Consider the following 26849-nt stretch of genomic DNA (forward strand, 5'->3'; position numbering starts at 1 on the left):
ACACCCTGAATAAATGCGTCCGGCAGCCTGCCGGCTGCAGGGCGCAGCATCGACCTTTGCTAACCACAGGAGCGAGATCATGATTAAAGCGAAAAGCAACCGCAAAGCACGCCGGTTATTCGGCATGGCCCACTGGAAGAGCAACAAATTTAAAGTTGCCATCAGCGAAACGGCCGCTGGTGAAAAATGGAAAGTGGTGAAGAAAAAGAAATAATCCCGTACGGTTTTTAGCAAAATATTCCGGGTTGCGCCCGTATCCGGCCTCTGCTGCGCCATTCGACGCAGCACCGGGACGGCAACCCGGCTCCTGCCGTAACCGGCATTGATCACCCGTCGGCAAGTCATGTCGACATCCTGTGCATTTCATTGTCAGGAATGAAATAATGCAGCACGTCGCCCTCGCTGACACGCTAAATTTAAAGATAATGCATTAATAATTTGCTTTACTCACATCTCTTATTTATTCACTGACAAGAAAAATCGATTTCCCACCTTATTCCCCCAGCGTTATATTGGAAGAAACCTTGCAGACAGCACACTGCAAGTCTCGCCCAAATATAACCGGTGTAAATATGAAGATAAAATTCCAGCTGAGTGATTTATTCATCAGCGGCATCGCCCTTTTGATCATGAGCACTATTTTAAATACGCTGGGCTTTTCCTGGGGGTTATTTATTCTTCCGCCTGGCGTCGATAGTTTCGTCATCATCCCGTTTACTTTATTTGGCTCATTGAAGTTGGCCGAGTGCCTCTATACGCCAATACGGTGGCTGTTCAATGAGAGCCGCAAGCCTCAAATCGAAAACAACAACCCTAAAAATAACGCCAAGTCGCGTTAACAGGAGATCGACCTATGTTGAGAGAACTGGCCAGAGAAGAAATGCAACGGATGGGCGGTGCCGGCGACGGCAATAACGGCGGCGACCGAGATCGCGACTATGGCCGAAGCTCCTACGGCGCGCAGGCGAACGGCTTCCAGCCTAATTGGGCGGCTAAAGGCTATGGGCTATTTCAGGATCCTTGTACCGGCTCGGTGGTTACCGGTGCCATTGCCATGGCCGGCGCCCTGGCCAGCCGTAACGGCAGTGCGGTTGGCACTGCGGCGGCCTCAGCCTTCGTCAACATAGGCAGTCAATGCACTAAAGGGTCCGGCAACGATCGCGGCGTGCCTTTCCGCTAAGGCTTAAGGTGAATGGGGAACACGCAGACAAAAAAAGGCGCGTCACTCAGTCAGTAGTGGGAGAACGAGCGACGCGCCAAACGAGTGCGCCCGGTTTCAAGAAGCCTCCCTCCCCGCGGGGCGGAGAAGGCGTTTTCTAAGCGCACTAAAGGGAAACCCGTCGCGGTCAGGCAACGGGGTCTTGCTCTTAACGATTCATCTGGAACAGCGACATGCCCTGCATATCGCTGAAGGTTTTATACGACGCCTGCAGCGCCGCCTGCTGCATAAAGTAAGACGAGATAGACTCAGCCAGATCGGCGTCCGTCAACGCGCTCATCTGGACCTGGTTGGTCATGTCGCGCTCTTTACCGATGCTGTCCAACTGATCCATTTCCTGCAGCTGGCTGCCCAGCTCGGCGCGCACGCTCAGCACGTTGTTGTAGGAGTTGTCCAGGCCGCGGTTGGCTTTCGCCAGCGCATCGTTCACCTGCTGCTTGGTGGCCTCATCGGCGCCCTGCAGCGGTGTTTTCAGCGCGTTCAGCGCGATATCGATACTCTCGAACACGTTGCTGACCGGCGCGCTGCCGTCAGGCTCAGGCTTCGGGTTGCTGGTCAACGACATGAACACCGCGTTGCCGGTATGGCCGATGGTCATGGTGCGGTTGGCGTCCACCTTCTGCTGAACCGTCTTGTCGCCGCCCTGATAGCTGACGGTGCCGCCGTTGTCGACAAACGGCGCCTTGTCGTTCACGTATCCGCCGAACATATAGCGGCCGTTGCCGTCGGTGCTGTTGGCCTGGTTCAGCAGCTGATCTTTCAGCCCCTGCAGTTGGGTGGCCAACGACTGGCGGTCGTTATCGCTTTCCGTGCCGCCGGCGTTGACGATCAGCGCTTTCATGTCCGCGATGGTGGACGTCGCGCCGGCCAATACCGTTTCTTCCATCGAGACGCTTTGGCGAGCGAAAGTACGCGCCAGCGTGTATTGGCTGTTTTCCGCCTGCGACTGCGACAACATCACCGCGCGCGACGCCGCCAACGGATCGTCGGACGGGTTGATCACTCGCTTGCCGGAGGAAAGCTGCTCGGCGGCCTTCATGAACAGCGACTGGTTGCCCGTGATGCCGTTCATGTTTTGTTGGTACATCATGCCGGTACTCATGCGCATGCTGTGGGTTCCTTACTCTGAGCGACCGGCGCCGTTATCGGCGCCGGTTAACAATGAAATCAACGAATTTTCAGCAGCGCATCGAACAGCGAGCTGGCGGTCTGAATCACCTGCGCGTTGGCCATGTAGTACTGCTGGAAACGCAGCAGCTCGCCGTACTCTTCGTCAAGGTTAACGCCGGACATCGACTGCTGTTGCTCGCCCAGCTGCGTGACGATCTTGGCCTGCGAAGTGGCGATCGCCTTGGCGGCAGCGGTCTGGTTACCGACGCCGCTGACGATGCCGGCGTAAGCGCCGCTCAGGGTCGCCTTGCCGTCCACCAGGTTTTTGGTCTGCAGATCCAGCAGCTTCTTGGCGTTTTCGTTATCGCCGCGGCCGCTGTCGTCTTTACCGGCGGCGGCGATCTTGGACGAATCGGTGATGGCCACTTTCAGGTTGCCCGCCACGTCGCTGACCGGCTTCACGGTGAAGCTGTCTTTAGCCTGCGCATTGCCGTCGATGCTCACTTCCAGCCCATCGAAGTTCAGCGTCGGTTTGCCGTCCGCGCTGGTGCCCGGCGTGGCGTTGACTTTCACGTTGTCCGGCAGGCGGCTGACCTGCCAGTTGCTGCCGTCGAACTCGACGCGATAATCGTTGGCCTTCACCTTGCCGGTGTCGGTGTAGGCGACCGACAGCGACGCGTCGCCGGTGTTGCGGGTGTTATCCACCACCCGGCCACCGCTAAAGCTGAAGAAGTCGCCGCCTGCATCGCCGTTCAGGTCGAAACCGGCGCGATGCTGCTGGTTAAAGCTGTCCGCCATCGCCAGCGCCAACTGGCCCAGCTGATTGCGCACGCCGTCCAGCGTCTCGCTGCGGAATTTCAGCACACCGCTCAGCGTGCCGCTGGTGATCTGGCCTTCCGGCACTTCGCTGGCGCCATTGCCGCGGTTATAACCAATGGTCAGGCGGGAAGGATCGCTGCTGGAAGGCACGGCTTCCACCTGATACGTATTGCTGCCCTGCACCAGGGTCAAACCGTTGGCGAAGGAAACGGTATAGGCGTCGCCGTCCTGTTGCGTGACCTGCACGCCCACCAGCTGATTCAACTCGGTAACCAGCTGATCGCGCTGATCCAGCAACGCATTCGGCTCGCCGCCGGCGCTGCCGCGCAAACGGGTGATCTCGTCGTTCAGCTTGGCGATCTGTTGGCCGTAGCTGTTGATCTGCTGCGCCGTATCGCTGATCTGCTGATTGACGCCGTTGTCCATGTCGCGCAGGAATTTGTCGGTGTTATTGAACTGGTTCACCAGGCCGTTGGCCTTGCCCAACACCGTCTGGCGCGCGGCGTCGTCACCGGCGTTGCTCACCAGGTTCTGCAGGTTGGTGAAGAAATCCTGCATGTTGGTCGACAGCGGGTTGGTTTTGCTCGCCAGCAGGTTGTCTATCTGCGAAATCTTCTCGTAATAGGCGTTTTGCGCCCCGAAGGCGCTTTGCGCGCCGCGCAGCTGGTTGGTGATGAACTGGTTGTACTCGCGGTTGACGCTGGTGACGGTCACGCCGTTGCCGATAAAGCCGCTCATGGTGGCCATGCCGCCGTTCTGCGCCAGGATCGCGGTCTGGCGGTTATAGCCCGCCACGTTGTAGTTGGAGATGTTGTTGCTGACGGTACTGAGCGCCACCTGAGCCGCATTCAGCCCGCTCATCGCGGTATTGATTAAGCTATTGGACATCGGGATTCCTTATGCTGCGGCGCCGGTGGCCCACAGGGTTCTAATTGAGCTGCTGAGCCTGTTCGCTCAGCCTGTCTCGGTTATCGGCAAAAATGAGAAGAACTTGAGGAAAAAAAGCGGCAATGCGGTCAGCATCCAGCCAGCCTTCATTACCGCCTATCCCCTCAATAATTGGCGTCGCAGCAAGGCGACAAGCAAGGGCGTCCCCGGGAGCCTGGTTAAGCCAAGTGACCGGGGCGAGCTTGTGCAGTCAACGCCGCTGCGGCGTCAAGCCTGACGGGGATTTAGAACAAATCTTTCAGATCGTGGGTGTAAGCTTTGACCGCCTGTTCCCCCGCGCTCTTCATCTGCTGAATCACGCTGACCAGTTTGCTGGCGTACTGCGGATCGGTGGCGTAGCCGGCGCGCTGCAGCGCATGCGCCGCCTGCTCCGGGCTGCGCGCGGCGGCCACGTCGGCATAGCGCGGGTTGTTGGTCAGCAGCTTGACGTAATCGGCGATCGCCTCGACGTACGAGCCGTAGACGCGGAACTTCGCCTTCACCTTCTTCGCCGCACCCTGTTCGAACTCGGTGGTGGTGATCTCCGTCACCGGCCCGTTCCAGCTGCCGCCGGCCTTGATGCCGAACAGGTTGTAGCTCGGCGTGCCGTCCGAGGTCGGGATCTCGCGCTGCCCCCAGCCGGACTCCAGCGCCGCCTGCGCGACGATCAGCTGATGCGGAATGCCGCTCTGCTGGCTGGCGACCTTCGCCGGTATCGACAGGCGAGCGACGAAGTTGCCGTTGTTGAGCGACAGCGGCGCGGCGGCCGGCGGGGCTTTCGGCATCGCGCGGCGCACCATCTGCTCCAGCGCCTGGTTCGGCAGCGTTTGCAGCACCTCGTTGTCCAGCGCCATCGGCGACAGGCCCGCCGTTTCGCTCGGCACCGTGTTGGCGTTGCTCATCTGCTTGACCATCATGTCGGCCAGCCCCAGCCCTTTTTGCGACATCTGCTGGGCGATTTGCTGGTCGTACATCGAGGTATAGAGCCGCGTTTGATCGCTGCTCAATACCCCGTCCTGCGGCAAGGCGGAACGCATGCTTTTCAGCATCATCTGCACGAACATGCCTTCCACCTGCTGGGCCACCTGCTTGAGGTTGCCCTGCGGGTCGGCCGCCGCATCGCGCTTCAGGCCATTCAGCGCCTGGGCGTCATAGGCCGCGCCCGACATCGCCATCAGATCGCCGGCCATCAGATGATTTCCAGCTTGGCGCGCAGGCAGCCGGCGCTCTGCATCGCCTGCAGGATCGACATCAGATCGATCGGCGTGGCGCCCAGCGCGTTCAGCGCGCGGATCACGTTGTTCAGGTTGGCGCTGGCGTTCACCTTCTGCAGCGATCCGCCCTGCTGTTGCACCGAGATCTGGGTGTTTGGCGTCACCACCGTCTGGCCGCCACCGAACGGCGTCGTCGGTTGGCTGACGGTGTTCTGCCGATCGACCACCACCGACAGGTTGCCCTGGGCGACGGCGCAAGAGTCGAGGATCACATCGCGATTCATCACCACCGAACCCGTGCGCGAGTTGATGATCACTTTGGCATCCATCGCCCCGACGTTGACGGTGATGTTTTGAATCTCCGCCAGGAAGCGCACCTGAGAGCTGTTGCCCTGCGGCACCAGCACCTGGATCGTGCGGGCGTCGAGCGGCGTCGCGGTGCCGCCGCCGCGTTGGCGGTTGATGGCGTCGCTGATCTGCTGCGCCAGCGTGAAATCTTCGTCGTTCAGCTGCAGGTTGAGAACGCCGCCGCTGCCGAAGGTGGTCGGCAGCTCGCGCTCGATGGTGGCGCCGTTGCTGATGCGCCCGCCCGCCAGCTGGTTGACCTGCACGCTGCTGCCGCCGGCCGCCGCGCCCGCGCCGCCGACCAGCACGTTACCCTGCGCCAGCGCATAAACCTGGTTATCCACGCCTTTGAGCGGCGTCATCAGCAGGGTGCCGCCACGCAGGCTCTTGGCGTTGCCCATCGAAGAAACCACCACGTCGATGTTCTGCCCGGCGCGCGAGAACGGCGGCAGTTTGGCGGTCACCATCACCGCCGCCACGTTTTTCAGCTGCATGTTGGTGCCCGGCGGCACGGTGATGCCCAGCTGCGACAGCATGTTGCTCAGGCTTTGGGTGGTAAACGGCGTCTGCATGGTCTGGTCGCCGGAGCCGTCCAGCCCCACCACCAGGCCGTAGCCGATCAGGGCGTTGTCTCGCACGCCCTGCACCGTCACCAGATCGCGGATGCGCTCCGCCGCCGCCGGCAGACTCATCGTTCCGATCAGCAAAGCCATCAGGATTTTTTTTGTCATTAGAACCTCATTCGCCTTAGCCAAAAGGCGTTATTGTCGCAGGCAGTTTGAGGGCGGACAGCGCGCAGGAAACGGAGCGTACACGCAGTACGTGACGTTTCCGAGCACTGCCCAACCTCAAAATGGCAAGTAAAATAGCCTGTACTCAAAACGGTGAAACATTTAAGAAGAAGCGCTGCAGCCAGCCCATGGTCTGCGCTTCGTTGATATAGCCATTGCCGACGTATTCGATACGTGCGTCCGCCACCTGCGTCGAAGTCACCGAGTTGTTGCCGCTGATGGTGCGCGGATTGACGACGCCGGAGAAGCGGATGAATTCCGTGCCTTGGTTGATGGCGATCTGCTTTTCCCCTACCACGTGCAGGTTGCCGTTGGCCAGCACCTGGTTGACCGTCACCGTAATGGTGCCGTTGAAGGTGTTGTTGGCGTTGGCGCCGCCCTTGCCGCCGAAGGTGCTGTCGCCGGAAATGTCCATATCGGCGCGCGCATTGCCCAACAGGCCGTCGAGGTAACGCGGCGAGGTGGCGACGCCGAACTTGCTGGCGCCTTTGCGGCTGGCGTTGGCGGAGGAGCTTTTGCTGGCGCTGACGTTTTCCTGCAGCACGATGGTCAGGGTGTCGCCGACGTTGCGCGGACGGCGGTCCTCGAACAACGGCTGGTAGCCGTAGTTCATCGGCTGCACCGTCTGGAAGATCGAGCCGTTCGGCATCGGCGCGCTGGCCGGCGCGGGCTGCGCCGTGGTCGCGCCGTCCACCAGCGGTTTGTGCGGGATGTAGGCGCAGCCGCTCAGCGTCAGCATCACCATTCCCGCCAGCCAGCGTTGTCCCTGCCGCGGCAGGATTGCCATCGAATATGTGGTTACCACGGGTATCGCCTTTGTTTCACGAAAGAGAATGACGGGCGCGGCAAGCCGGCCCGTCAATGACAGATTACAGTTGCGTCAGCTTTTGCAGCATCTGATCGGAAGTCGAGACCGCTTTGCTGTTGATCTCGTAAGCGCGCTGAGTCTGAATCATGTTGACCAGCTCTTCCGCCACGTTGACGTTGGAGGTTTCCACGTAACCCTGATACAGCAAACCGGCACCGTTCAGCCCCGGGGTGCTCTCGTTCGGCGCGCCCGAGCTTTCGGTTTCCTGATACAGGTTCTCGCCCACGCTCTCCAGACCGCTGTCGTTGACGAACGTGGTCAGCGTCAGTTGGCCTACCTGCTGGGCGGCGGTTTGGCCCTGCTGGGTGACGCTGACGATGCCGTCGCGGCCGACGGTGATGGACAGCGCGTTAGCCGGAATGGTGATCGCCGGCTGCACCTGGAAACCGCTGGAGGTCACCAGCTGGCCGTTCTGATCGATCTGGAACGACCCGTCGCGGGTATAGGCCTGAGTGCCGTCCGGCAGCATCACCTGGAAGAAACCCTGCCCCTTGATGGCGACGTCTTTACTGTTGTTGGTCTGCGACAGGTTGCCCTGGCTGTGCAGACGCTCGGTCGCCACCGGACGCACGCCGGTCCCGATCTGCAGGCCGGAGGGCAGCGTGGTCTGCTCGGAGGACTGCGCCCCCGGCTGACGCATGGTCTGATACAGCAGGTCTTCAAATACCGCCCGCTGGCGTTTGAAGCCGTTGGTGCTGACGTTCGCCAGGTTGTTGGCGATCACGTCCATGTTGGTCTGCTGCGCGTCCAGACCGGTTTTGGCAATCCATAAGGATGGAATCATCGGTTATTTCCTTGCTGCTTAACTCATTGAGAGCAGTGAGTTGGCACGCTGTTCGTTTTCATCCACGCTGTGGATGACCTTCATTTGCATTTCAAAGCGGCGGGCGTTGGCGATCATGTCGACCATGGTTTCCACCGGCTTGACGTTGCTGCCTTCCAGCACGCCCGGCATCACCCGCACCTGCGGATCGTTTTGCAACTGATTGCCGCGCTGCTGTTGGGTTTCCGGCGTCAGGCGGAACAGCCCGTCGTCACCGCGCATCACTTCGCGCGCATCGGCTTTCACCAGCTTCAGGCGGCCGATCTGCGCGATGGTGTTCGGCGGATCGCCGGCGTTCAGCGCCGAAATGGTGCCGTCGGCCGCGATGGTGATCTCCGCCGACGGCGGCACCTCGATCGGGCCGCCGTCGCCCATCACCGGCAGCCCCTGCACCGTCAACTGCCCGGTGGAGGAGATCTGAATGTTGCCGTTGCGGGTATAGGCTTCCCCCCCACCCGGCAGGCTCACCGCCAGAAAACCGTCCTGCTGCAGCGCCACGTCCAGCGGACGCGACGTGTAGTTCAGCGCCCCCTGGCTCATGTCGGCGCCCGGCGTCGACGCGGTCACCAAGGTGCGCGTCGCCATACTCGGCCCGTCGACCGGTACCGCGCGCAACGCGGCGAGCTGGGCGCGAAAGCCCGGCGTCGACGCATTGGCCAGGTTGTTGGCGGTGATGGACTGCTGTTCCAGCGTTTGGCGCGCCGCGCCCATCGCGGTATAAATCGCGTGATCCATGACTCGGCCCTATTAGCGCAGGCTAACCAGCGTCTGCAGGATGGAGTCCTGCGTCTTGATGGTCTGGGCGTTGGACTGGTAGTTACGCTGTGCGACGATCATGTTCACCAGCTCCTGGCTCAGATCGACGTTGGAAGACTCCAGCGCGCCGCTGGTCAGCTTACCGAAGCCGCCGCCGCCCGACAGACCAACGCGCGGCTGGCCGGACGCACCGGTTTCCTGCCACACGTTATCGCCCTGCGACGCCAGCCCTTCCGGGTTGGAGAAGTTGGCCATGACGATCTGGCCCAGCACCTGGGTCTGCTGGTTGGAGTAGATGCCCACGACGGTACCGTCGTTGTTGATTTGGAAGTTGGTGTATTCACCGGCGGCATAGCCGTCCTGCGCCACTTTGCTCACCGAGTCGCTGCCCACGTTCTGCTGCATGCTGCCGGCGAAGCTCAGGGTGAAGTTTTGCGCCGGTGCACCGTCTTTGGCGGTCATCGGGATCACCATGTTGAACTCGCCCGGCGCGCCGTTGGTGCTGGTGGTTTTCACCAGGTTGCCGCTGGTGCTGAACTCCATGGTGCCGGCGTTCACTGGCGCTGCGCTGCCGTCCTGGGTATAGACCTGCCACTTGTTGTCTTCCGTCTTCACGAAGTAGGCGTTGATGTTGTGCGCATTACCCAGCGAGTCGTAGGCGGTGATGGTGTTGACGTAGTTGTAGCTGTCCTGTTTGGTCGGATCGAACGTCTTGTTCTCCGGCACTTTATGGGTGGACTTCAGGTTGGCGACCATCTCACCGGAGGTAGACGCCTTGGCGTTCATCATGCCTTCAGGAATGCTCAGCGGCACCGGGTTGGCACCCTGCTGGATGGTCGGCGGGGAACCGGCCGCCGGATAACCGGTCAGCTGCAGGCCCTGCATGTTGGTCAGGTTGCGGTTCTCGTCCAGCTTGAACTGGCCGTTACGGGTATAGAAGATGCCGCCGTCTTTATCCTGCATGCGGAAGAAGCCGTTGCCGTTGATGGCCACATCCAGCGCACGGCTGGTGCCGGTGGTGGTGCCGCCCTTAAAGTTCTGGGTGATGCCGGACACTTTAACGCCCAGCCCAACCTGCGAACCGGCGAACATGTCGGCGAAGGACACGCTGCCGGATTTGAAGCCCGCGGTCGCGGAGTTGGCGATGTTGTTACCGATCACGTCCAGGTTGGTTGCTGCCGCGTTCAAGCCGCTGACTGCCTGAGAAAAGGCCATGTTATTCTCCGAATAGTGGTCAGGCTATCGTCCGATTGAGCCTGATGCTTAGGGTTATAAGATCTGTCGCACGTCTTCCAGGGTGGCGTTGCCCGCCAGGCCGAGATCCAGCTTGGCGCCGTTGCCGTCGCGGATCACGCCGTTCACCAGCCCGAAGTGCAGGCTACGCGCCACCAACTGTTCACCGTTGCCTTTGGCATTAATCGCCACTTTGTAGGCGCCGTCTGGCGCGGTGGAGCCGTCATCCAGCGAACCGTCCCAGGTGAAGGCGTGTACGCCGGCGGTCAGGCCGCCGATTTCGATGGTGCGCACCACCTGCCCGCTGGCGTTGGTGATGGTGGCGGTCACCTGATCGGCGGCGCGCTCCAGTTCCACGCCAAACGGCGTGGTGCTGACCTTGCCATCCTTGCTGCCGACCAGAATGTTGTTGCCCGGCACCATCACGCCGTGACCGATCAGCGCCGTCGCCTGCAGCGACTGGTTGCTGTTGATCTGGCCGGAGATCGAGCCCAGCGTGGTGTTGAGTTTTTCGATGCCCTGAACGGTGTTGATCTGCGCCAGCTGCGAGGTCAGCTCGTTGTTCTGCATCGGATTGGTCGGATCCTGGTTTTTCAACTGCGCCACCAGCAGCGTCAGGAAGCTGTTGTGCAGATCCTGGCTGTTGGTATTTTTGCTGTTGTTACCGATGACGGTGTTGTCCAACGACTCGTTAGTGGTTGCGGCAATAGCCATGGGAACCTCCGGTTACTGACCCAGCGTCAGGGTTTTCATCATCATCGACTTGGTGGTGTTGAGCACCTCGACGTTGGCCTGGTAGCTGCGGGAAGCGGAGATGGTATTGACCATTTCCCCCACTACGTCGACGTTCGGCATGCGCACGTAGCCCTTGGCGTCCGCCAGCGGGTTGCCCGGCTGGTACACCAGACGCTCGGGCGCCGGATCGTCCACCACCTGGGCAACGCGCACGCCGCCGGTCGGCTGCCCGGGCGCCGCCGCGACCTGGAACACCACCTGCTTGGCGCGGTAAGGCTCGCCGTCCGGGCCGGTCACGCTGTCGGCGTTGGCCATGTTGCTGGCACTGACGTTCATGCGCTGGGATTGCGCCGATAACGCCGAGCCGGAGATATCAAAAATATTCAGTAAAGACATGCGCCTTATCCTTGTTGCAGCACGGACATCATCCCTTTGATCTGCCCGTTGAGCAGCGTCAGGTCGGTCTGATATTTCAGGCTGTTATCGGCAAAGTTGGTGCGTTCGCGATCCATGTCCACCGTGTTGCCGTCCATCGACGGCTGGTCCGGTACCCGGTACAACAGATCGAGCTGCGGCGGCTGCAGGGTTTGCGCCGGGATGTGGCGCGCCGCCGTCAGGTTCAGCGACATGCCGTTGCCGTTGACGCGCCCTTGTTCCAGCACTTTGTTCAATTGGCTGGCGAAATCGATATCCCGCGCCTGATAACCCGGTGTGTCTGCGTTGGCGATGTTGGCGGCCAGAATTTCCTGCCGCTGGGCGCGCAAGTTCAGCGCCTCTTGGCCAAAGCGCAGAGCCGCGTCCAGTTTGTCGAGCATGCTCCCTCCGCGAGGTTAGAATTTGGAGTCGACAGGATAAACGCCCCCAGCACCACCCTATCGCGGGAATAGACGCAAAATGGGGCGCTATTTATCTGCTTAGCCTGCGCGCGCTGCGGGTACACTTACGCGTATCCCGATGAAGCTTGAGAAGATGACGATGAAAGGTAAAATGCTGCTGCTTATCGGCCTGCTGTGCAGTCTGAACGCGCGCGCCGACGATCTGGCGACGCAAATCGATAGCTTCATCAAAGGCAAGTTCACCGGCGAGCCGGTACAGGTGAAAGTGCGGGTGCGCACGCCGCCGGCCCAATGGCCCGCCTGCGAACTGCCCCAGCTGTCGCTGCCGCCCAACGCGCGGATCGGCGGCAACGTCAGCATTTCGGCACGCTGTGGCCAGGAGCGGCGTTTTATCCAGACGCAGGTGCAGGTGTTCGGCCGCTATCTGGTTTCGGCGCGCGGCATCAGCGCCGGCAGCCGATTGACCGCAGCGGATCTGACGCTGAAGGAAGGCCGGCTCGATACCCTGCCGCCGCGCGCGCTGACCGAGGCGAGCAAAGCGTTAGGCGCCGTCAGCCTGCGCAACATCAGCCCCGGCCAACCGCTGACCCTCGCCATGCTGCGCCGCGCCTGGATTATCAAAGCCGGGCAACCGGTACAGGTCACCGCGCAGGGCGAAGGGTTCAACATCAGCGGTGCGGGCAAGGCGATGAACAACGCCGCCGCCGAAGACAGCGTGCGCGTGCGCATGGCGTCCGGGCAGATCGTCAGCGGCGTGGTCGGAGACGACGGCGCGATTCGCATTACGTTATAAAAAAGTAAAGGTTCCGCAAACCTTGCCGATAAGACAAATCAAGCAGCATTTTATTGGCCACCAGGGCCGCAAAACTTTCATTGCAGCGTCGTCGCCCCCGAGCGGTCACGGCGTAAACGGAGATGGACCATGAGTATCGATCGCACCCAGCGGTTACAGCCGGTTTCCACTGTGCAACCGCGTGAAACCCCGGCCGACAACCCGCTTCAACCGCGTAAGGCCGCCGTGGCCGAAACGGCCGTCAGCGGCACGCAGGTCAAACTGAGCGAGGCGCAGGCGCGCCTGATGCAGCCGGGCACCCAGGATATCGATATGGGCCGGGTCGAGGCCATCAAGCAGGCGATCCGCAACGGCGAACTGAAGATGGACGCCGGCAAAATCGCCGACGCGCTGCTGCAAGACGCGCAGAGCGACATTCAATGGAACGCCGGGCGCGACTGACGGCGCGGCGGCGAGTAGCGGTAAAGGATAAGTCATCACTATGGAAAACCTGGCACAACTGCTGGATAAACTGTTGGAAACGCTGCAGGCGCTCAATGGCGTGCTGGAGGAAGAGCACGACTTGCTGTGTTCCGGCCAGTTGCCCGGCGTGGCGTTGCAGCGTGTAACCGATGCCAAAAGCCAACTGCTGGCGACGGTCGCCTACCTCGAGCAACAACGCCTGGGGGAGGAAAAAGCCTGCGGGCAACGCGCCCCCTACGCCAACCATGCGCCCTTGGCCGATCGCTGGCAGCGCGTTCAACTGCTGAGCCAAACGCTACGCGAAAAGAATCAGCACAATGGCCTGCTGCTCAATCAGCAGATCGACCATAACGCTCAGGCGCTGGCGATCCTCAGTAAGAACAACAAATCGCTGTATGGCCCGGACGGCCAGTCGCACGCCGGCAGCCTGCTCGGCAGAAAAATCGGCGTCTGACCTGACTCATTTCGCCCGGTGAACGCACCGCCGGGCGCGGGTTTCCCCGGTTATGCGCAACCTCTCGCATTTTCTTCTTACCGCTTTCTGAATTCCCTTAACGCTATGCGCCAGGCTGCGCATGCCGTGAATTTGGCTGTTTCTTTCCCTTTGGCCGCTTGTCACCCTGTGGTTATTTTTAAACCACTTGAAATATACCCTTAACGGGTATAGATTCGCAGGAAGAGCGAATGGCCGATATTTATCTCACCAAAACCTTTCTGGGTTTTGCCGCGCGCGAACGCATCAGCGACGCCACGATAGTGAAAGCGGCGCGAGAGATGCAAAATCAGTTGTACGACGCCAGTCTTGGCGGTTGCATATACAAAAAGCGCATCGCTCGGACTGGTGCGGGCAAACGGGGCGGCTATCGGGTACCGATCGTTTTTCGCGATGAAGAACGCCTGTTTTTTATGCGCGGCTTTGCCAAAAGCGAGAGAGAAAACATCAGTACGGACGAGTTACAAGGATTGAAACATCTGGCTGCGCTGTATCTGGATTATTCGCCATTCAGACTTTACCAGCTGGCCAACAACAAGGAATTACGGAGGCTAAGCGATGAGTAAAATTCTTGCCGAGATCCACCAGGAAGTTCAGGGCCTGCACCGCGCCGGTTTCGTCGACGACGTGACCATGCGCACCTTCGACATGCTGTGCCTGCGGCCGGTGAAACAGTTCGGGCCGGCCGAGATCCGCGCATTGCGCGAACGCGAAAACGTCAGTCAGCCGGTGTTTGCGCTATATCTCAACGTCAGCAAAAAGGCGGTACAGAAATGGGAGCGCGGCGAAGCGCAACCGAACTCCGCCGCGATGAAGCTATTGACGTTGGTGGAACGCAACGGCCTGGCGATCCTGGCCTGAGCCGCCCCTCCCGCCACTTCGCTCATCGGATGAGGTCGGCAGCCGTCGGCCAGACAATCGATGTTGAAATCAGAACACATTAAACAGCCCTCGATACAACAAGGAACTATCCGATGTATATTATCGATTCTATTAATTGCTTCATATCGAGAGCCAGCGAATCGGCCTATTGAATAAAACGCTTCAGGGTATTTATATTCATACCATAAATGCCCGTAGCTTATATTTACCTTACCTATTTTTGTTACTTAAACGGCGTCAATTTAGACGCTCGCAGCTTATAAAGCTCTTTGTTTTTCGCTTTAAACTGCCCATCGATAATGCCGCCATACCAATCGCCATACATCGGATTCGGGAAGATAATAAAACGCTTGCCAAATTCTTGCTGCACATCCTCCATCATTTTATTCCTTTCAGCCTGGCTTTTACCTTTTGAATCAATAAAGTCAGCCAGATTGTCGCCAAAATACAGCACGACGTCATACTGGCTTTCCAACGCGTCGCGACGACTCTGTTTACCCTGCATCTCCGGTGTTTTTAACAACAGATTTTCTTTTTTCGCCTGAGGCAAATTAATGCGGCGTAAATTTTTTAGCGTCACGTCAATCTGCGACTGCTTTCTGTCACTCAGGTAGAAAATGGTAACGCCGTTTTCATCGGCAAACCTCAGGAAATCGATAGCGCCGGGCACGGCTTCCGCCGCTGCCATGTCGACCCATTCATCCCAACCGTCAAGCAAAAACGACTGGCTCTTTATCAACCAGGCCTGGTGCGGGCTGTCATCCAGCACGGTCTCATCAAGATCCAGCACGACGGCACGCGGCTTCTCCGATTTGTTCTTTAATTCCTGCTCAAGTCGGAGCTTGCCCAACTGATACCCTTGATAAAAAGCCGCCCGTGCCTCTGCCGCATTCTGATACCACAATACCGACATGGCGAATTGTTCCGTGAGGCAACTCGCGGGCAGTTCAGTCCGGGAAGGATCGCAGTGATTATTTGACGAAGCGGTGAAAGCCACGCATAAAAGTAATAATGGCATATATGATTTTAAAATTTTCATAGATACTCCATATAAGTTTAATTTTATGAGAGTACGGCGAGGGTTATTTATATAGTTGATACATTGCGCATAATTTACTGAGGGACGGGTAAATTAACGCGCTTCACGCACATCTAATCTTCATAAATTTGAAGATTAAGCGTAAATTACAATAAAACAAAGAGAGAAACAACGTATAAAAATAGGATTATGACTGTTGTCACACAAACAGGCTCCAGATTGTGCCGCGCGACAAAGGCGGCCGTGAGTCTTGAATTTCCAGGCTCATTTTATCGCTTAAGCATAACGCCGGCCGGCGCCAAACTACCCCGCCGAACCGGGCGGCGATCTATTCGTAATTGACGATCACCTGATTGCCAATCACGCGCAGCGGCGGATTCAACCCGCCTTGCGACTGCACGTAATAGACAAAGCGCAATTCCGCATTGGCCGGTTCGCCCTGCAGACCGTTGCTGCTGCCGCTGCCACCGCCGAGCGGAATGCAGCGGTTTACCGTGCAGAGCTGGGCCTGCAGCCCCACCGGCTCCGGCCCCAGCAAACGGTAGCGCCAACTGACGCGGGTGATGCGCGCATTGGCATCCGGCAACGCGTTCGGCGGCCGCAAACCGGCGGACTCATCGCGCATGCCGCCCTGTTCCAACGTCACGCCCCCCCCTTCGGCCACCCAAGAGCCGGACACCGCACCGGCGGTTAACGGCGCCAGCAAACACAACACGAACAGACAGCGTTTCATCAGGCGGCTCCAATGGTCGACGTCATGCGAATCTGGCGATCGTCGTTGATTTCGAGGTTGGACAACACCACGATCTGCGGCAGACTGCGGCGCAGGAAACGCGCCAGCAAGGCCCGCAGCGCATGGTTGACCAGCAGCACCGGCGGCGCGCTGAGCATCTCTTGCCGCTGCAGCGCCTGGCGCGCCTGATCCAGCAGGCGATCGGCCAGCCCCGGCTCCAGACCGCCACCGCCCTGCAACGCCTGCAACAACAGGCGCTCCAGTTGGGTATCCAAACCGATGACCTGAATCTCGCCGTTGCCCGGGAACCACTGCTGCGTGATCGCCCTGCCCAGCGCTACCCGCACCACGGTGGTCAGCTCATAAGGATCGCTTTGCGCCGGAGCATGCTCCGCCAGCGTTTCGACGATGGTGCGCATATCGCGGATAGAAACACGCTCGGCCAGCAGGTTTTGCAGCACCTTGTGCAGCGTGGTCAGTGATACCACGCCCGGCACGAAGTCTTCGGTCAGTTTCGGCATCTCCTGCGACACGCGATCCAGCAACTGTTGGGTTTCCTGGCGGCCAAACAGCTCGCTGGCGAACTGGCCGATCAGGTGATTGAGGTGTGTCGCCACCACGGTGCTGGCTTCCACCACGGTAAAGCCCTGGATCTGCGCCTGCTCGCGCAATGCGCTGTCGATCCACACCGCCTCGAGCCCAAAAGCCGGATCGACGGTTTTGTCTCCCGCCAGCTCGCCCACGGCATTGCCGGGGTTGATCGCCAGCCAGCGGCCCGGCTGCGCTTCACCGCTGCCGATCTCGACGCCTTTCATCAGGATGCGGTAGCTGGCAGGCGGCAGTTCCAGGTTGTCGCGAATGTGTACCACCGGCGGCAAATACCCCATGTCCTGCGCGAATTTCTTGCGAATACCGCGGATACGCCCCAGCAGCTCACCGTTTTGTTGAAAATCGACCATCGGAATCAGCCGGTAACCCACCTCCATCCCCAGCGGATCCTCCAACTGCACGTCGGCCCAGCTGGCTTCGGCGGCCTGCGGGTTGTCCGGCATCACCGGCGCCTCCACCGCTTTCGGTGCCTGTTGTTCACGGCCGCGCAGCCACCAGGCCAGGCCCAGCAAAGCGGCGGTAAACAGCAGGAACACCAGGTTCGGCATGCCCGGCACCAGGCCCAACAGCCCCAGTACCCCGGCGCTCAGCAGCATCACGCGCGGATTGTTGAACAGCTGGCCCACCATCTGCTCGCCGACGTCCTGATCGGTTGCGACGCGAGTGACGATAACGCCGGCGGCGGTAGAGATCACCAACGCCGGGATCTGCGCCACCAGGCCGTCGCCGATGGTCAGCAGCGTATAGCTTTCCGCTGCCGCCCCCAGCTCCATGCCGTGTTGCACCACGCCGACCAACAGGCCGCCGACCACGTTCAGCACCATGATCATCAGGCCGGCGATGGCGTCGCCGCGCACGAATTTACTGGCACCGTCCATTGAGCCGTAGAAATCGGCCTCCTGGGTGACTTCGGCGCGGCGTTTCTTCGCTTCGTCCTCGCCGATCAACCCGGCGTTCAGATCGGCGTCGATCGCCATCTGTTTACCCGGCATGCCGTCCAGGACGAAACGCGCGCCCACTTCGGCGATACGCCCGGCCCCCTTGGTGATGACCATGAAGTTGATCAATACCAGGATGATAAACACCACAATACCGATGGCGAAGTTGCCCCCCACCAGGAAGTGCCCGAAGGCCTCCACCACGCGGCCGGCCGCGGCGGAACCGGTGTGCCCTTCCAGCAGGATGATGCGCGTGGACGCGACGTTGAGCGACAAACGCAGCAGCGTGGAGAACAGCAGAATGGTCGGGAAGGCGGCGAATTCGAGCGTGCGCTGGGTGAACATCGCCACCAGCAGCACCATGATCGACAGCGCGATGTTGAAGGTAAACAGCAGGTCGAGGATAAACGCCGGCAACGGCAGCACCATCATCGACAGGATCAGCAGGATCAACACCGGGCCGGCCAACACCTGCCACTGCGTATCTTTAAAATTGCCCGGCAAACGAAGCAGGGAGGCCAAATTAGCCATCAGAGTCACTCTCTCTTGCAAAATCCAGTGCTTCCGGCACCGGTAAACGTTCAGGTTTTTTCGGGATCAGGCCGCCCTCGCGCCGCCAGCGGCGCAGTTGGTACACCCAGGCCAGCACTTCGGCGACCGCGGCATACAGGGTGGCCGGAATATGTTGTCCAATCTCGCTGTGTCGATACAGCGCACGCGCCAGCGGCGGCGCTTCCAGCATCGGGATGCGGTGCTCCGCACCGAGTTCGCGAATGCGCAAGGCGATTTCGCCCGCCCCCTTGGCCAGCACTTTCGGCGCACTCATTTTTTTGTCGTTGTATTGCAACGCGACGGCGTAGTGCGTCGGGTTGGTGACGATCACGTCCGCCTTGGGCACATCGGCCATCATGCGGCGCCGGGCGATCGCCCGCTGCTGCTGACGAATACGTCCCTTAACGTGCGGGTCCCCTTCCTGGTCTTTGAATTCGTCGCGAATATCCTGCTTGGTCATCTTCAGCTTTTTGAAGTGGCTCCACAGCTGGTAGAACACGTCGAACGCCACCATCGGCGTCAACCCCAGTACCACCAGAAAACCGCAGAACAGAATCATCTGCAGCGCATTGCCCAACGCGTCGAGCGGCTGTTGGGTCATCAGATGCAGCATTGCCGCCCAGTTGTGCCACAGATAGAGGCCGGTCACCCAGCCGACCAGCGTCGCTTTCAGGATCCCTTTCAGCAGTTCGGCCAGCACCTGGCTGGAAAAGATGCGCTTCAACCCGGACAACGGCTTCAGCCGCTTCAAATCGAATTTGATCGACTTGCCGCTGAACAGAATGCCCCCCAACAACATCGGCGCGGCGAGCGCCACCAGCACCAGCCCCGCCATGATTGGCAACAGCGCCAGTACGGCCTGGCGCAGCAACATGCCCAGCTGGCGCAGCATCTGTTTATCGTTGCTGACCATGCCATGGTCGAAGTTCAACCCCTGCGTGAGCATCGCCGCCAACTGTTGCGCCATGTTGCTGCCGGACATCAGGATGATCGCGAGGCCCGAGAGCAGCATCAGTACCGAGGTCAGTTCGCGGGAACGCGGGATCTGGCCGTCTTCACGCGCCTTCTCCAGCCTGTGGGGCGTGGGGGCCTCGCTTTTTTCCAGATCGCTGTCTTCAGCCACGAAACGCCGTTCCTGTGTCGAGAGGGTAAAGAATGGCGGTCAGCATGCCAAAAAATTGGCGATGTCATTGACGGAACAACGGGGGAAAAGGCGGGTTATTTAGGGGATGAGACCATCAGGGAGACGTTACAACCAATTTTCCAGCCGCAAACCCTCAACGCGCTCAAATTCGCGTCGATTATTGGTCACCAGGATCAATCCTTCGCTGCGCGCATGCCCGGCGATATGTAGATCGTTTACGCCAATAGGCGTTCCCTGGCGTTCCAGCACAGCCCGGATGTTGCCGTAGTGCGATGCCGCTTTGGCGCTGTAATCGAGAATGTCCAATCGGGAGACAAAATCCTCAACGACTCTGGCGTTCACCGCTGGGCGAGCGCTGTTCTCCACCCCGTGAACCAATTCGCCATAGGTAATCGACGAAATGACCATTTTACCTGCATAGCGATTGAATACCTCCAGCACTTCCAGCGGCCGGCGCTTAATGACATAGATAACAATGTTGGTGTCCAGCATATGGCTGAACATCAAAAATCTTCCCGCTCGCGTTGGTGCTGTCCGGCACGTTCATTGAGGAAATCATCGCTCACCTCATTTTCCGCACAGAAGAAGCTGTCCCAGGTATTCTCCAGGGGGGGCAAGAATGCGCTCTTTGCCCACTACGCGGACGGTCACTTTAGAAACGGTATCAGGGAAACGCACCTCTGCAGGCAGGCGTACAGCCTGTGTCCGATTATTGGTAAAGACAGAACCTAACGCCATGGCGACCTCCTTTAACTGGAGTACAAATTATAACCGCCATGATGTATATAGCAATGCCATATACATTAATCTTTGCGGGACACCGCGCAACTTTCGGGGCGCGCCGTCGCGCGCCCCGAAAAGCCTCAGAACCCGAGACTGTCGAGCAGATCGTCGACCTGTGCCTGGTTGGCGATCACGCCGACGCCGTTCTGGTCGAGCTGCGGGCCGTTCAGCAGGCTGTCGTTCGGCCGCTTTTCCTTCACCGGCTGCTCCGGCATGTTTTCCATCAGCACCATCAGCAGCTGCTTTTCGATCTCCTGCACCACGTCCATCATGCGCTTGATCACCTGACCGGTCAGATCCTGGAAATCCTGCGCCATCATGATTTCCAGCAGCTGGGCATTGGTGAAGGCCGTATGGCCCGGTACCTGATCCAGATACTGGCGCGTGTCGTTAACCAGAGAACGCGCGTCGTCCAGTTCGATGGGGTTGGCGAACCACTCGTCCCAGCGCCCTTTCAACGCGTTCGCCCCGGATTCCAGCTCCGCCTGGCGCGGTTGCGCCGCCTCCACGCAGTTCAACGCCCGTTCCGCCGCCTGCGCCGTCATGGTTACGACATAGTCAAGACGGTCGCGCGCATCCGGGATCGCCTCTGCCGCCTGGGCGATCGCCTGATCGAGCCCCAGTTCGCGCATGCTGTCGCGCAGCATTCGGGTCAGTTGGCCGATGCGGGAGATGATCTCTCCCGCGGTCGCTGCATCGCTGGCAGGCATTGGAATGTCTCTCATCGCCCTCTCCTTACATGCCCAATTTTTCAAAAATCTTGTTGAGCTTTTCTTCCAGCGTCGCCGCCGTAAAAGGTTTCACTACATAACCGCTGGCGCCGGCCTGCGCCGCCGCGATGATATTTTCTTTCTTGGCTTCCGCCGTCACCATCAGTACCGGCATCGCGGCCAGCGCGCTATCGGCGCGGATGGTTTGCAGCAGCTCCAGCCCGTCCATGTTCGGCATGTTCCAGTCGGACACCACGAAGTCGAAACCGCCGGCGCGCAGCTTGTTCAGCGCATCCGCGCCGTCTTCAGCTTCTTCGACGTTGTTGAAGCCCAGCTCTTTGAGCAAATTTCTGACGATGCGACGCATGGTGGAAAAATCGTCCACAACCAGAAATCTGAGGTTCTTGTCTGCCATTGTTACTCCTGAAAAAGTTAACCGTTTAATGATGCAAAACCGCAGGCCGCCGCGCGGCGAACCTGGGTCATATCGCCGCCGGGAAGACCCTGCGGACTAAAATCAAATGCGCAATGCCTGGCCGCCGGCGATCTGCGCCAGCATGCGCTGGCTCATCCTGTCCAGCTCAACCACTTCGCTGACGCCGCCGCTGGCGATCGCCTCGCGCGGCATGCCGAACACCACGCAGCTCGCCTCGTTCTGCGCCAGGGTATAGGCCCCGGCGCGGTGCATCTCCAGCATCCCCGCCGCTCCGTCGTTGCCCATCCCGGTGAGGATCACGCCCACCGCATTGCGGCCGGCATATTGCGCCACCGAGCGGAACAGCACGTCGACCGAGGGGCGATGGCGGTTGACCGCCGGGCCGTCATGCAGCTTTACCTGATAGTTGGCGCCGCTGCGCGTCAGCTCCAGGTGACGATCCCCCGGTGCGATGTAGGCGTGGCCCGGCAGTACGCGCTCGCCGTCCTCCGCTTCTTTCACCGTGATCTGGCACAGCTTGTTCAGCCGCTCGGCGAACGAACGGGTGAAACCCGGCGGCATGTGCTGGGTGATCAGCAGCGCCGGGCTGGTTGCCGGCAACGGCTGCAGCACCTGGCGGATCGCTTCGGTGCCGCCGGTGGAAGCGCCGATGGCGATCAGTTTTTCACTGCTCAGCAGCGGCGCATGGCTGAGGATCGCCGGCGCCGGGCTGCTGGAACGCTGCGGCAGGCGCGCTCTGGCGGCGGTGCGAATCTTCTCGGCAATCAGCTCGCTGTAGGCCAACATGCCCTCGCGAATGCCGAGCTGCGGTTTGGTCACGAAGTCCACCGCGCCCAGCTCCAGCGCGCGCAGCGTGATTTCCGAGCCTTTGCCGGTCAGCGAAGAGACCATCACCACCGGCATCGGCCGCAGGCGCATCAGCTTCTCGAGGAAATCCAGCCCGTCCATGCGCGGCATCTCGACGTCCAGCGTCAGCACCTGGGGATTAAATTTTTTGATCAGATCGCGCGCCACCAACGGATCCGGCGCGGTCGCCACCATCTCCATGTCGGCGTGGCCGTTCACGATTTCCGTCATCAGCTGGCGCATCAATGCCGAATCGTCTACGCATAACACTCTGATTTTACTCATTACCTCTCCTTGGTCAGCCCATACACGGTCTGCCCACGCAAGTAGAAATCCCGGCTGATCTGGCTGAAATTCTCGGAGTGGCCGGCAAACATCAGCCCCCCCGGCTTAAGCAAGGGAACGAAGCGGCGCAGGATGCGCTCCTGCGTCGCCTTATCGAAATAGATCATGACGTTGCGGCAAAAAATGGCGTCGAATTGCCCCGGCAGCGCCCACTCCGGCGCCAGCAGGTTCAGCGGCTGAAAGTTCACCCGCGCCGCCAGCTCCGGCCGCACGCGCACCAGCCCCTGATGCGGCCCGGTGCCGCGCAGAAAATAGCGCTGCATTTGGGTCGGCGTCAGGGTGCGCAGATCTTCCTGGCGGTAAACGCCCGCCTCCGCTTTTTCCAGCACCTGCGTATCGATGTCGCTGGCCCAGACCTGGCAACTGCCGGCCCGCTGGCCCAATGCATCGCTCAGCGTGATGGCGATCGAATACGGTTCTTCGCCGGTCGAGGCTGCGGTGCTCCAGACGCTGTAGCCGTTCGGCCGCGAGCGCGCGTGCTCCGCCAGGATCGGGAAGTGATGCGCCTCGCGGAAAAAGGCCGTCAGGTTGGTGGTCAGCGCGTTGATAAACGCCTGCCACTCCGCGCTGTTCGGGTCGCTTTCCAGCAGCGCCAGGTAGTCGCCGAAATCGTGCAATCCCAACAGCCGCAAACGGCGCACCAGGCGGTTGTAAACCATCTCGCGCTTATGCTCCGCCAGCACAATGCCGGCGCGTTGATAAATCAACTGGCTGATACGGCGAAAATGCACGTCCGACAGCGGCAGGCGCTGCACCATTTGCGTCAACATCGACGCAGTATCCCGGTTAGAAGTTGACGGCGCCTGTTTCATGCCACCTCACCGGGGAAAAACGTGCTGCTTATGCGGTTTAACAATCTTGGGCTTCCTTTACCACGGGTGAAACTGCGTTGTTGCTGTTACCTGGCGCGACGAAGTTATCGTCCGCCAGACGGAATACCGCGACCGCGTCGGCCAGGGTAATGGCCTGCTCTTCCAACGCGGTGGCGGCTGAAGCGGACTCTTCCACCAGCGCGGCGTTCTGCTGGGTGACCTGGTCCATCTGGGTCACCGCCTGCGTCACCTGCTCGATGCCGCGGCTCTGTTCATCCGAAGCCGACGCGATCTCGCCCATGATGTCGGTCACGCGGGTCACCGAACGCACGATGTCCTGCATGGTGGCGCCGGAGTTTTCCACCAGCACCGAGCCGTGTTTGACGCGGCTGACCGATTCGTCGATCAGCACCTTGATCTCTTTCGCCGCCTGCGCGCTGCGGCTCGCCAGGTTGCGCACTTCGCCGGCGACCACGGCGAAACCGCGCCCCTGTTCGCCGGCGCGCGCCGCTTCCACCGCCGCATTGAGGGCCAGAATGTTGGTCTGGAAAGCGATGCCGTCAATCACGCTGGTGATGGCGCCGATTTTCTGCGAACTGTTGGCGATATCGTGCATGGTGGTCACCACGTCGCCGGCCAGTTCGCCGCCCTTGGCCGCGGTGGCCGAGGCGTCGCGCGCCAGCTGAGAGGCCTGCCGCGCATTGTCGGCGTTCTGTTTCACCGTGGCGGTCAGCTGTTCCATGCTGGCGGCGGTCTCTTCCAGCGAAGCGGCCTGCTGCTCGGTGCGGGAAGAGAGATCGTTATTGCCTTCAGATATCTCCTGCAGGCCGATCAGAATCGACTCCGCCCCGTCGCGCACGGCGCCGACGGTGCCGATCAGCGACTGCTGCGTGCGTTGCAGGCTGGCGAACAGCATGCTGATTTCATTGCGGCCATACACCTGAATCGGCGTCGCCAAATCGCCGGCGGCGATGCGTTCAAAGTGGCTGCGGATTTGGTTCAGCGGCTGCACCAGCATGGTACGCAACCACCACATGGCGCTGCCGGTCACCACGATCAGCATCAAGACCGCCCCCGCCAGCATCAGGCCCGCCAGCGTGAAGGAGAACTGGTTGGCGTCTCTGGCTTCGCTGATGTCGCCGTTGACCAACTGCAGGTACTGCACGAAGTCGGCTTCGAACAGGTCCTGGGTTTTCTGCGTCGGCTGATCCATAAATGCCTGCAGCTCCCCCTTCTCCAGGAAGCCGATCAGTTCGCGCAGCGCGCCGCGCAGCCGCTCGTAGCTGGCCTTGGTCGTTGCCGTCTGCTGACTCTGTTGCTCACTGCTGCGCTCAACCGCCATAAATTGATTGAAATAGAGATCGGCCTTCTGCAGCGAACTGCGGGCGCTGCTCATCAATTCGTTCACCTGCTCCTGCGGCAGTTTCAGCGCCGCGCGGGTGCCGGCGCGGTTCAGCGTATTGCGCGCCTGCAACAGCGACACCCAGCTCAGGCTGAGCGAATCGCGCTGCTGGCTGCCGAGGGTGATGATGTCGAGGTTGTGGTTATCGGAGCGAAACGCGGAATACGACAGGCCGCTGCTGGCCAACTGCAGAACGCAGAAGGTCATCAACAACAGGAACAAGCTGGTAGAGATACGGATTCGGTTAAACACTGTGAACCTCCTTGCAGCCGGCCGGCGACCGGCCTACGTAGGGAAAAGGGCCTCTGCGAGAGAGGCCCGATACCGGTCAGAACGTTTCCCAGTTATCCTGCAGATCGCTGGCGTTCATTTTCTTATGATTGATTACCGGTGTTACCGTCGCCTTGCTGGTGACAGGCGCTTTAAACTCTTCCTGGCCTTCCGACCTCAGCCGGAATACCGCCACCGACTGGGTCAGCATGCTGGCCTGTTCTTCCAGCGCCGCCGCCGCCGAGGCGGATTCTTCCACCAACGAGGCGTTCTGCTGGGTCACGCGGTCCATTTCCGCTACCGCCTGGCCAACCTGATCGATACCGCGGCTCTGTTCGTCAGAAGCCGACGCGATTTCGCCCATGATGTCGGTCACGCGGGTGACGGCGTTGACGATGTCGCCCATGGTTTCACCGGCGCTTTCCACCAGCACGGAGCCCATATCGACGCGGCTGACCGAGTCTTCAATCAGGCCTTTGATCTCTTTCGCCGCCTGCGCGCTGCGCTGCGCCAGGTTGCGCACTTCACCGGCCACCACCGCGAAGCCGCGGCCCTGCTCGCCGGCGCGCGCGGCTTCCACCGCGGCGTTCAACGCCAGGATGTTGGTCTGGAAGGCGATGCCGTCGATCACGCCGGTGATATCGGCGATTTTCTGCGAGCTGCCGGCGATGTCGTGCATGGTCTGCACCACGTTGGCCACGACCTTGCCGCCTTTCTGCGCGGTTTCGGAGGCGCTCAGCGCCAGCTGTGAAGCCTGACGGGCGTTTTCGGCGTTCTGTTTCACCGTCGCGGTCAGCTGTTCCATGCTAGCGGCGGTCTCTTCCAGCGAAGCGGCCTGCTGCTCGGTGCGGGAGGAGAGATCGTTGTTGCCCGCGGCAATTTCCGACGCGCCGCTGTAGATGGCGTCCGCGCCCTGACGCACGCCGCTGACGGTTTCGATCAGCTCGCTTTGCATGTGTTTCAGGCTGGCCGCCAGCACGCCCATTTCGTTGCGGCTGGTCACGACGATCTGCTGAGTCAGGTCGCCGGCGGCGATCTGTTTGATGTGGTCAATCATGCGGTTCAGCGGGCGCACCAGGATATGATGGATGCCGGTCCAGGCCAGTACGATCACCGCCAGCACCACCACCAGAACCACGATCAGCGTCCAAATGGCCGAGTTGTAGGAGCTGTTGCTGCCGTCAACCGCGATTTGATACAGCTTGCCGTTTTGCTCCAGATAAACGTTGTAGCTCTGCTCAAAGTTGTCCTGGTAGCTCTGCGTAGGCTGATCGAAGAAGGCGTTAATCTTGCCCTCGCCCAGCAGTTGGATCAGTTCGGAGAGCGCACCGTACAGAATGTCGTACTGTTGCTTAACGCGCTCTGCCGACTGGGGATCCTGACGCGGATCCTGAGGGATTTTTTCGTAAGCGGCATAGTGTCTTTCCGCCTCGGCCAGCTCTTCTTTCGCTTTGCCCAGCAGTTCATCAATGGTGGCGCCGCTGCCGATCTTATTGGTATCCATCATGTAGCGAATACCGGCACGGTTCAGGGAGTTGCGCGCCTGCAGCAGGTCAACGCGGCTTTCACTCAGCTGCAGCTGCTGCTGGCGGATAGTTTGCAGGACGGTAAAGTTTTCCTTATCGCTTTTCAGCGAGGAGAAAAAGAGTCCGCCCGAAATCAACTGCAAGGCGCCAAACAGCACCAACACCAGCAACAGGCTGGTGACCACCTTCATACGATTTAACATGATTTCCCTTGTTGAAGCCCGCGCAGACAGGCTCTGATGACGTTGAATGTGAGAGTTATCGGCGCCGTGCGGCAAAACTTTATGCGGGAAAGTAACTATTTTTAGTGGGGGTTCCGGGCTCAGTCGGCGGCGTCGCGACAGGTCAGGAAGAGTGATGGATGAAGGGGGCAGCGCCCTGCCCCCTGGGGTCATGAA

Annotated in this window: 31 protein-coding genes and 1 pseudogene; 9 read left to right on the forward strand and 23 right to left on the reverse strand. The window is 60.1% G+C overall.

Going from position 1 to position 26849, the window contains the following annotated elements:
* The first annotated feature begins 79 nt into the window (after positions 1 to 79).
* The 3 genes from sra to C3F38_RS17590 all read left to right on the forward strand — a co-directional run bounded on the left by sra (position 80) and on the right by C3F38_RS17590 (position 1180).
* Positions 80 to 214, forward strand: a complete 135-nt coding sequence (gene sra / locus C3F38_RS26435) for a stationary-phase-induced ribosome-associated protein (RefSeq protein ID WP_004934807.1) — start codon at positions 80 to 82, stop codon at positions 212 to 214.
* Between the two features lie 358 nt (positions 215 to 572).
* Positions 573 to 839, forward strand: a complete 267-nt coding sequence (locus C3F38_RS17585) for a hypothetical protein (RefSeq protein ID WP_047730467.1) — start codon at positions 573 to 575, stop codon at positions 837 to 839.
* Positions 840 to 853: 14 nt separating this feature from the next.
* A complete protein-coding gene (locus tag C3F38_RS17590; RefSeq protein ID WP_055316335.1) occupies positions 854 to 1180 on the forward strand; it encodes a hypothetical protein in 327 nt (108 codons plus the stop codon).
* A gap of 187 nt (positions 1181 to 1367) precedes the next feature.
* Here the strand turns inward: C3F38_RS17590 and flgL are convergent, their stop codons facing one another.
* Both flgL and flgK read right to left on the reverse strand, forming a co-directional pair.
* On the reverse strand, positions 1368 to 2327 hold the full coding sequence (gene flgL, locus C3F38_RS17595) for a flagellar hook-associated protein FlgL (RefSeq protein ID WP_038876856.1): 960 nt from the start codon (positions 2325 to 2327) through the stop codon (positions 1368 to 1370).
* Positions 2328 to 2386: 59 nt separating this feature from the next.
* Positions 2387 to 4036 (reverse strand): flagellar hook-associated protein FlgK, encoded by a 1650-nt coding sequence (gene flgK, locus C3F38_RS17600; RefSeq protein WP_055313212.1) that lies wholly within the window; start codon positions 4034 to 4036, stop codon positions 2387 to 2389.
* On the opposite strand from flgK, the gene C3F38_RS17605 reads away from it, so the two are divergent.
* Positions 4029 to 4313 (forward strand): hypothetical protein, encoded by a 285-nt coding sequence (locus C3F38_RS17605; RefSeq protein WP_038876852.1) that lies wholly within the window; start codon positions 4029 to 4031, stop codon positions 4311 to 4313. The two genes, flgK and C3F38_RS17605, sit on opposite strands and share 8 nt — an antisense overlap.
* Before the next feature lie 7 nt (positions 4314 to 4320).
* Here C3F38_RS17605 and flgJ read toward each other — a convergent pair whose 3' ends face one another.
* From flgJ to flgB, 9 genes are all read right to left on the reverse strand, one after another.
* The gene (gene flgJ, locus C3F38_RS17610) at positions 4321 to 5265 is read right to left on the reverse strand and encodes a flagellar assembly peptidoglycan hydrolase FlgJ (protein WP_038876850.1); all 945 of its coding nucleotides are present in this window, start codon (positions 5263 to 5265) and stop codon (positions 4321 to 4323) included.
* Positions 5265 to 6365 carry a flagellar basal body P-ring protein FlgI gene (locus C3F38_RS17615; RefSeq protein WP_038876847.1) on the reverse strand — a complete coding sequence of 367 codons (1101 nt, stop codon included), beginning with the start codon at positions 6363 to 6365 and terminating at the stop codon, positions 5265 to 5267. Before C3F38_RS17615 ends, flgJ begins: the two co-directional genes overlap by 1 nt.
* Positions 6366 to 6510: 145 nt before the next feature.
* Positions 6511 to 7212, reverse strand: coding sequence for a flagellar basal body L-ring protein FlgH (gene flgH, locus C3F38_RS17620; RefSeq protein ID WP_038876845.1), 702 nt, complete (start codon positions 7210 to 7212; stop codon positions 6511 to 6513).
* 82 nt (positions 7213 to 7294) lie between these two features.
* On the reverse strand, positions 7295 to 8077 hold the full coding sequence (flgG, locus tag C3F38_RS17625) for a flagellar basal-body rod protein FlgG (protein WP_004934819.1): 783 nt from the start codon (positions 8075 to 8077) through the stop codon (positions 7295 to 7297).
* Positions 8078 to 8095: 18 nt separating this feature from the next.
* A complete protein-coding gene (locus C3F38_RS17630) occupies positions 8096 to 8851 on the reverse strand; it encodes a flagellar basal body rod protein FlgF (RefSeq protein WP_038876842.1) in 756 nt (251 codons plus the stop codon).
* Positions 8852 to 8863: 12 nt separating this feature from the next.
* Positions 8864 to 10087 carry a flagellar hook protein FlgE gene (flgE, locus tag C3F38_RS17635; RefSeq protein ID WP_055316337.1) on the reverse strand — a complete coding sequence of 408 codons (1224 nt, stop codon included), beginning with the start codon at positions 10085 to 10087 and terminating at the stop codon, positions 8864 to 8866.
* Positions 10088 to 10141: 54 nt separating this feature from the next.
* Positions 10142 to 10819 carry a flagellar hook assembly protein FlgD gene (gene flgD / locus C3F38_RS17640; protein ID WP_016927297.1) on the reverse strand — a complete coding sequence of 226 codons (678 nt, stop codon included), beginning with the start codon at positions 10817 to 10819 and terminating at the stop codon, positions 10142 to 10144.
* Between the two features lie 12 nt (positions 10820 to 10831).
* Positions 10832 to 11236, reverse strand: coding sequence for a flagellar basal body rod protein FlgC (gene flgC, locus C3F38_RS17645; RefSeq protein WP_004934826.1), 405 nt, complete (start codon positions 11234 to 11236; stop codon positions 10832 to 10834).
* 5 nt (positions 11237 to 11241) lie between these two features.
* Positions 11242 to 11655, reverse strand: coding sequence for a flagellar basal body rod protein FlgB (gene flgB, locus C3F38_RS17650; protein ID WP_033634995.1), 414 nt, complete (start codon positions 11653 to 11655; stop codon positions 11242 to 11244).
* Positions 11656 to 11815: 160 nt separating this feature from the next.
* Between flgB and flgA the strand changes: the two genes are divergently transcribed.
* From flgA to C3F38_RS17675, 5 genes are all read left to right on the forward strand, one after another.
* On the forward strand, positions 11816 to 12469 hold the full coding sequence (flgA, locus tag C3F38_RS17655; RefSeq protein WP_055313118.1) for a flagellar basal body P-ring formation chaperone FlgA: 654 nt from the start codon (positions 11816 to 11818) through the stop codon (positions 12467 to 12469).
* A gap of 129 nt (positions 12470 to 12598) precedes the next feature.
* A complete protein-coding gene (gene flgM / locus C3F38_RS17660; RefSeq protein ID WP_038876837.1) occupies positions 12599 to 12910 on the forward strand; it encodes a flagellar biosynthesis anti-sigma factor FlgM in 312 nt (103 codons plus the stop codon).
* A gap of 40 nt (positions 12911 to 12950) precedes the next feature.
* Positions 12951 to 13385 (forward strand): flagella synthesis protein FlgN, encoded by a 435-nt coding sequence (locus tag C3F38_RS17665; RefSeq protein ID WP_038876835.1) that lies wholly within the window; start codon positions 12951 to 12953, stop codon positions 13383 to 13385.
* Between the two features lie 230 nt (positions 13386 to 13615).
* A complete protein-coding gene (locus C3F38_RS17670; RefSeq protein WP_055316340.1) occupies positions 13616 to 13990 on the forward strand; it encodes a type II toxin-antitoxin system RelE/ParE family toxin in 375 nt (124 codons plus the stop codon).
* Complete coding sequence (locus C3F38_RS17675; RefSeq protein ID WP_047571545.1) at positions 13983 to 14285, forward strand: DNA-binding transcriptional regulator; 303 nt, start codon at positions 13983 to 13985, stop codon at positions 14283 to 14285. The genes C3F38_RS17670 and C3F38_RS17675 overlap by 8 nt, the downstream gene beginning before the upstream one ends.
* A 244-nt stretch (positions 14286 to 14529) precedes the next feature.
* On the opposite strand, the gene C3F38_RS17680 is transcribed toward C3F38_RS17675, so the two are convergent.
* The 12 genes and pseudogenes from C3F38_RS17680 to C3F38_RS17735 form a co-directional block, all read right to left on the reverse strand.
* Entirely contained in the window at positions 14530 to 15345 is an 816-nt protein-coding gene (locus C3F38_RS17680) for a 5'-nucleotidase, lipoprotein e(P4) family (protein WP_055316342.1), read from the reverse strand.
* 328 nt (positions 15346 to 15673) lie between these two features.
* Positions 15674 to 16078: a flagellar protein FlhE gene (locus C3F38_RS17685; RefSeq protein WP_047730460.1), complete on the reverse strand. Its 405-nt coding sequence runs from the start codon at positions 16076 to 16078 to the stop codon at positions 15674 to 15676.
* A complete protein-coding gene (gene flhA / locus C3F38_RS17690) occupies positions 16078 to 18156 on the reverse strand; it encodes a flagellar biosynthesis protein FlhA (RefSeq protein ID WP_038876828.1) in 2079 nt (692 codons plus the stop codon). The genes C3F38_RS17685 and flhA overlap by 1 nt, the downstream gene beginning before the upstream one ends.
* The gene (flhB, locus tag C3F38_RS17695) at positions 18149 to 19300 is read right to left on the reverse strand and encodes a flagellar biosynthesis protein FlhB (protein ID WP_055316344.1); all 1152 of its coding nucleotides are present in this window, start codon (positions 19298 to 19300) and stop codon (positions 18149 to 18151) included. The genes flhA and flhB overlap by 8 nt, the downstream gene beginning before the upstream one ends.
* A gap of 126 nt (positions 19301 to 19426) precedes the next feature.
* Positions 19427 to 19825, reverse strand: a complete 399-nt coding sequence (locus C3F38_RS17700) for a type II toxin-antitoxin system VapC family toxin (protein WP_047730458.1) — start codon at positions 19823 to 19825, stop codon at positions 19427 to 19429.
* Positions 19825 to 20059 (reverse strand): annotated as a pseudogene (gene vapB / locus C3F38_RS17705) (type II toxin-antitoxin system VapB family antitoxin). The gene C3F38_RS17700 and the pseudogene vapB overlap by 1 nt, the downstream one beginning before the upstream one ends.
* A gap of 125 nt (positions 20060 to 20184) precedes the next feature.
* A complete protein-coding gene (cheZ, locus tag C3F38_RS17710) occupies positions 20185 to 20829 on the reverse strand; it encodes a protein phosphatase CheZ (protein WP_004934858.1) in 645 nt (214 codons plus the stop codon).
* Positions 20830 to 20839: 10 nt separating this feature from the next.
* Positions 20840 to 21229: a chemotaxis response regulator CheY gene (cheY, locus tag C3F38_RS17715; protein WP_004934862.1), complete on the reverse strand. Its 390-nt coding sequence runs from the start codon at positions 21227 to 21229 to the stop codon at positions 20840 to 20842.
* 102 nt (positions 21230 to 21331) lie between these two features.
* Positions 21332 to 22381 (reverse strand): chemotaxis response regulator protein-glutamate methylesterase, encoded by a 1050-nt coding sequence (locus C3F38_RS17720; RefSeq protein ID WP_015378262.1) that lies wholly within the window; start codon positions 22379 to 22381, stop codon positions 21332 to 21334.
* Positions 22381 to 23253, reverse strand: a complete 873-nt coding sequence (cheR, locus tag C3F38_RS17725) for a protein-glutamate O-methyltransferase CheR (RefSeq protein ID WP_025159837.1) — start codon at positions 23251 to 23253, stop codon at positions 22381 to 22383. The genes C3F38_RS17720 and cheR overlap by 1 nt, the downstream gene beginning before the upstream one ends.
* A 37-nt stretch (positions 23254 to 23290) precedes the next feature.
* Positions 23291 to 24907 carry a methyl-accepting chemotaxis protein gene (locus C3F38_RS17730; RefSeq protein ID WP_047730456.1) on the reverse strand — a complete coding sequence of 539 codons (1617 nt, stop codon included), beginning with the start codon at positions 24905 to 24907 and terminating at the stop codon, positions 23291 to 23293.
* Between the two features lie 76 nt (positions 24908 to 24983).
* Positions 24984 to 26654, reverse strand: a complete 1671-nt coding sequence (locus C3F38_RS17735; RefSeq protein WP_038876813.1) for a methyl-accepting chemotaxis protein — start codon at positions 26652 to 26654, stop codon at positions 24984 to 24986.
* Positions 26655 to 26849 lie beyond the last annotated feature (195 nt).

The organism is Serratia sp. SSNIH1 (assembly GCF_002935055.1).
Taxonomy (GTDB): domain Bacteria; phylum Pseudomonadota; class Gammaproteobacteria; order Enterobacterales; family Enterobacteriaceae; genus Serratia; species Serratia nevei.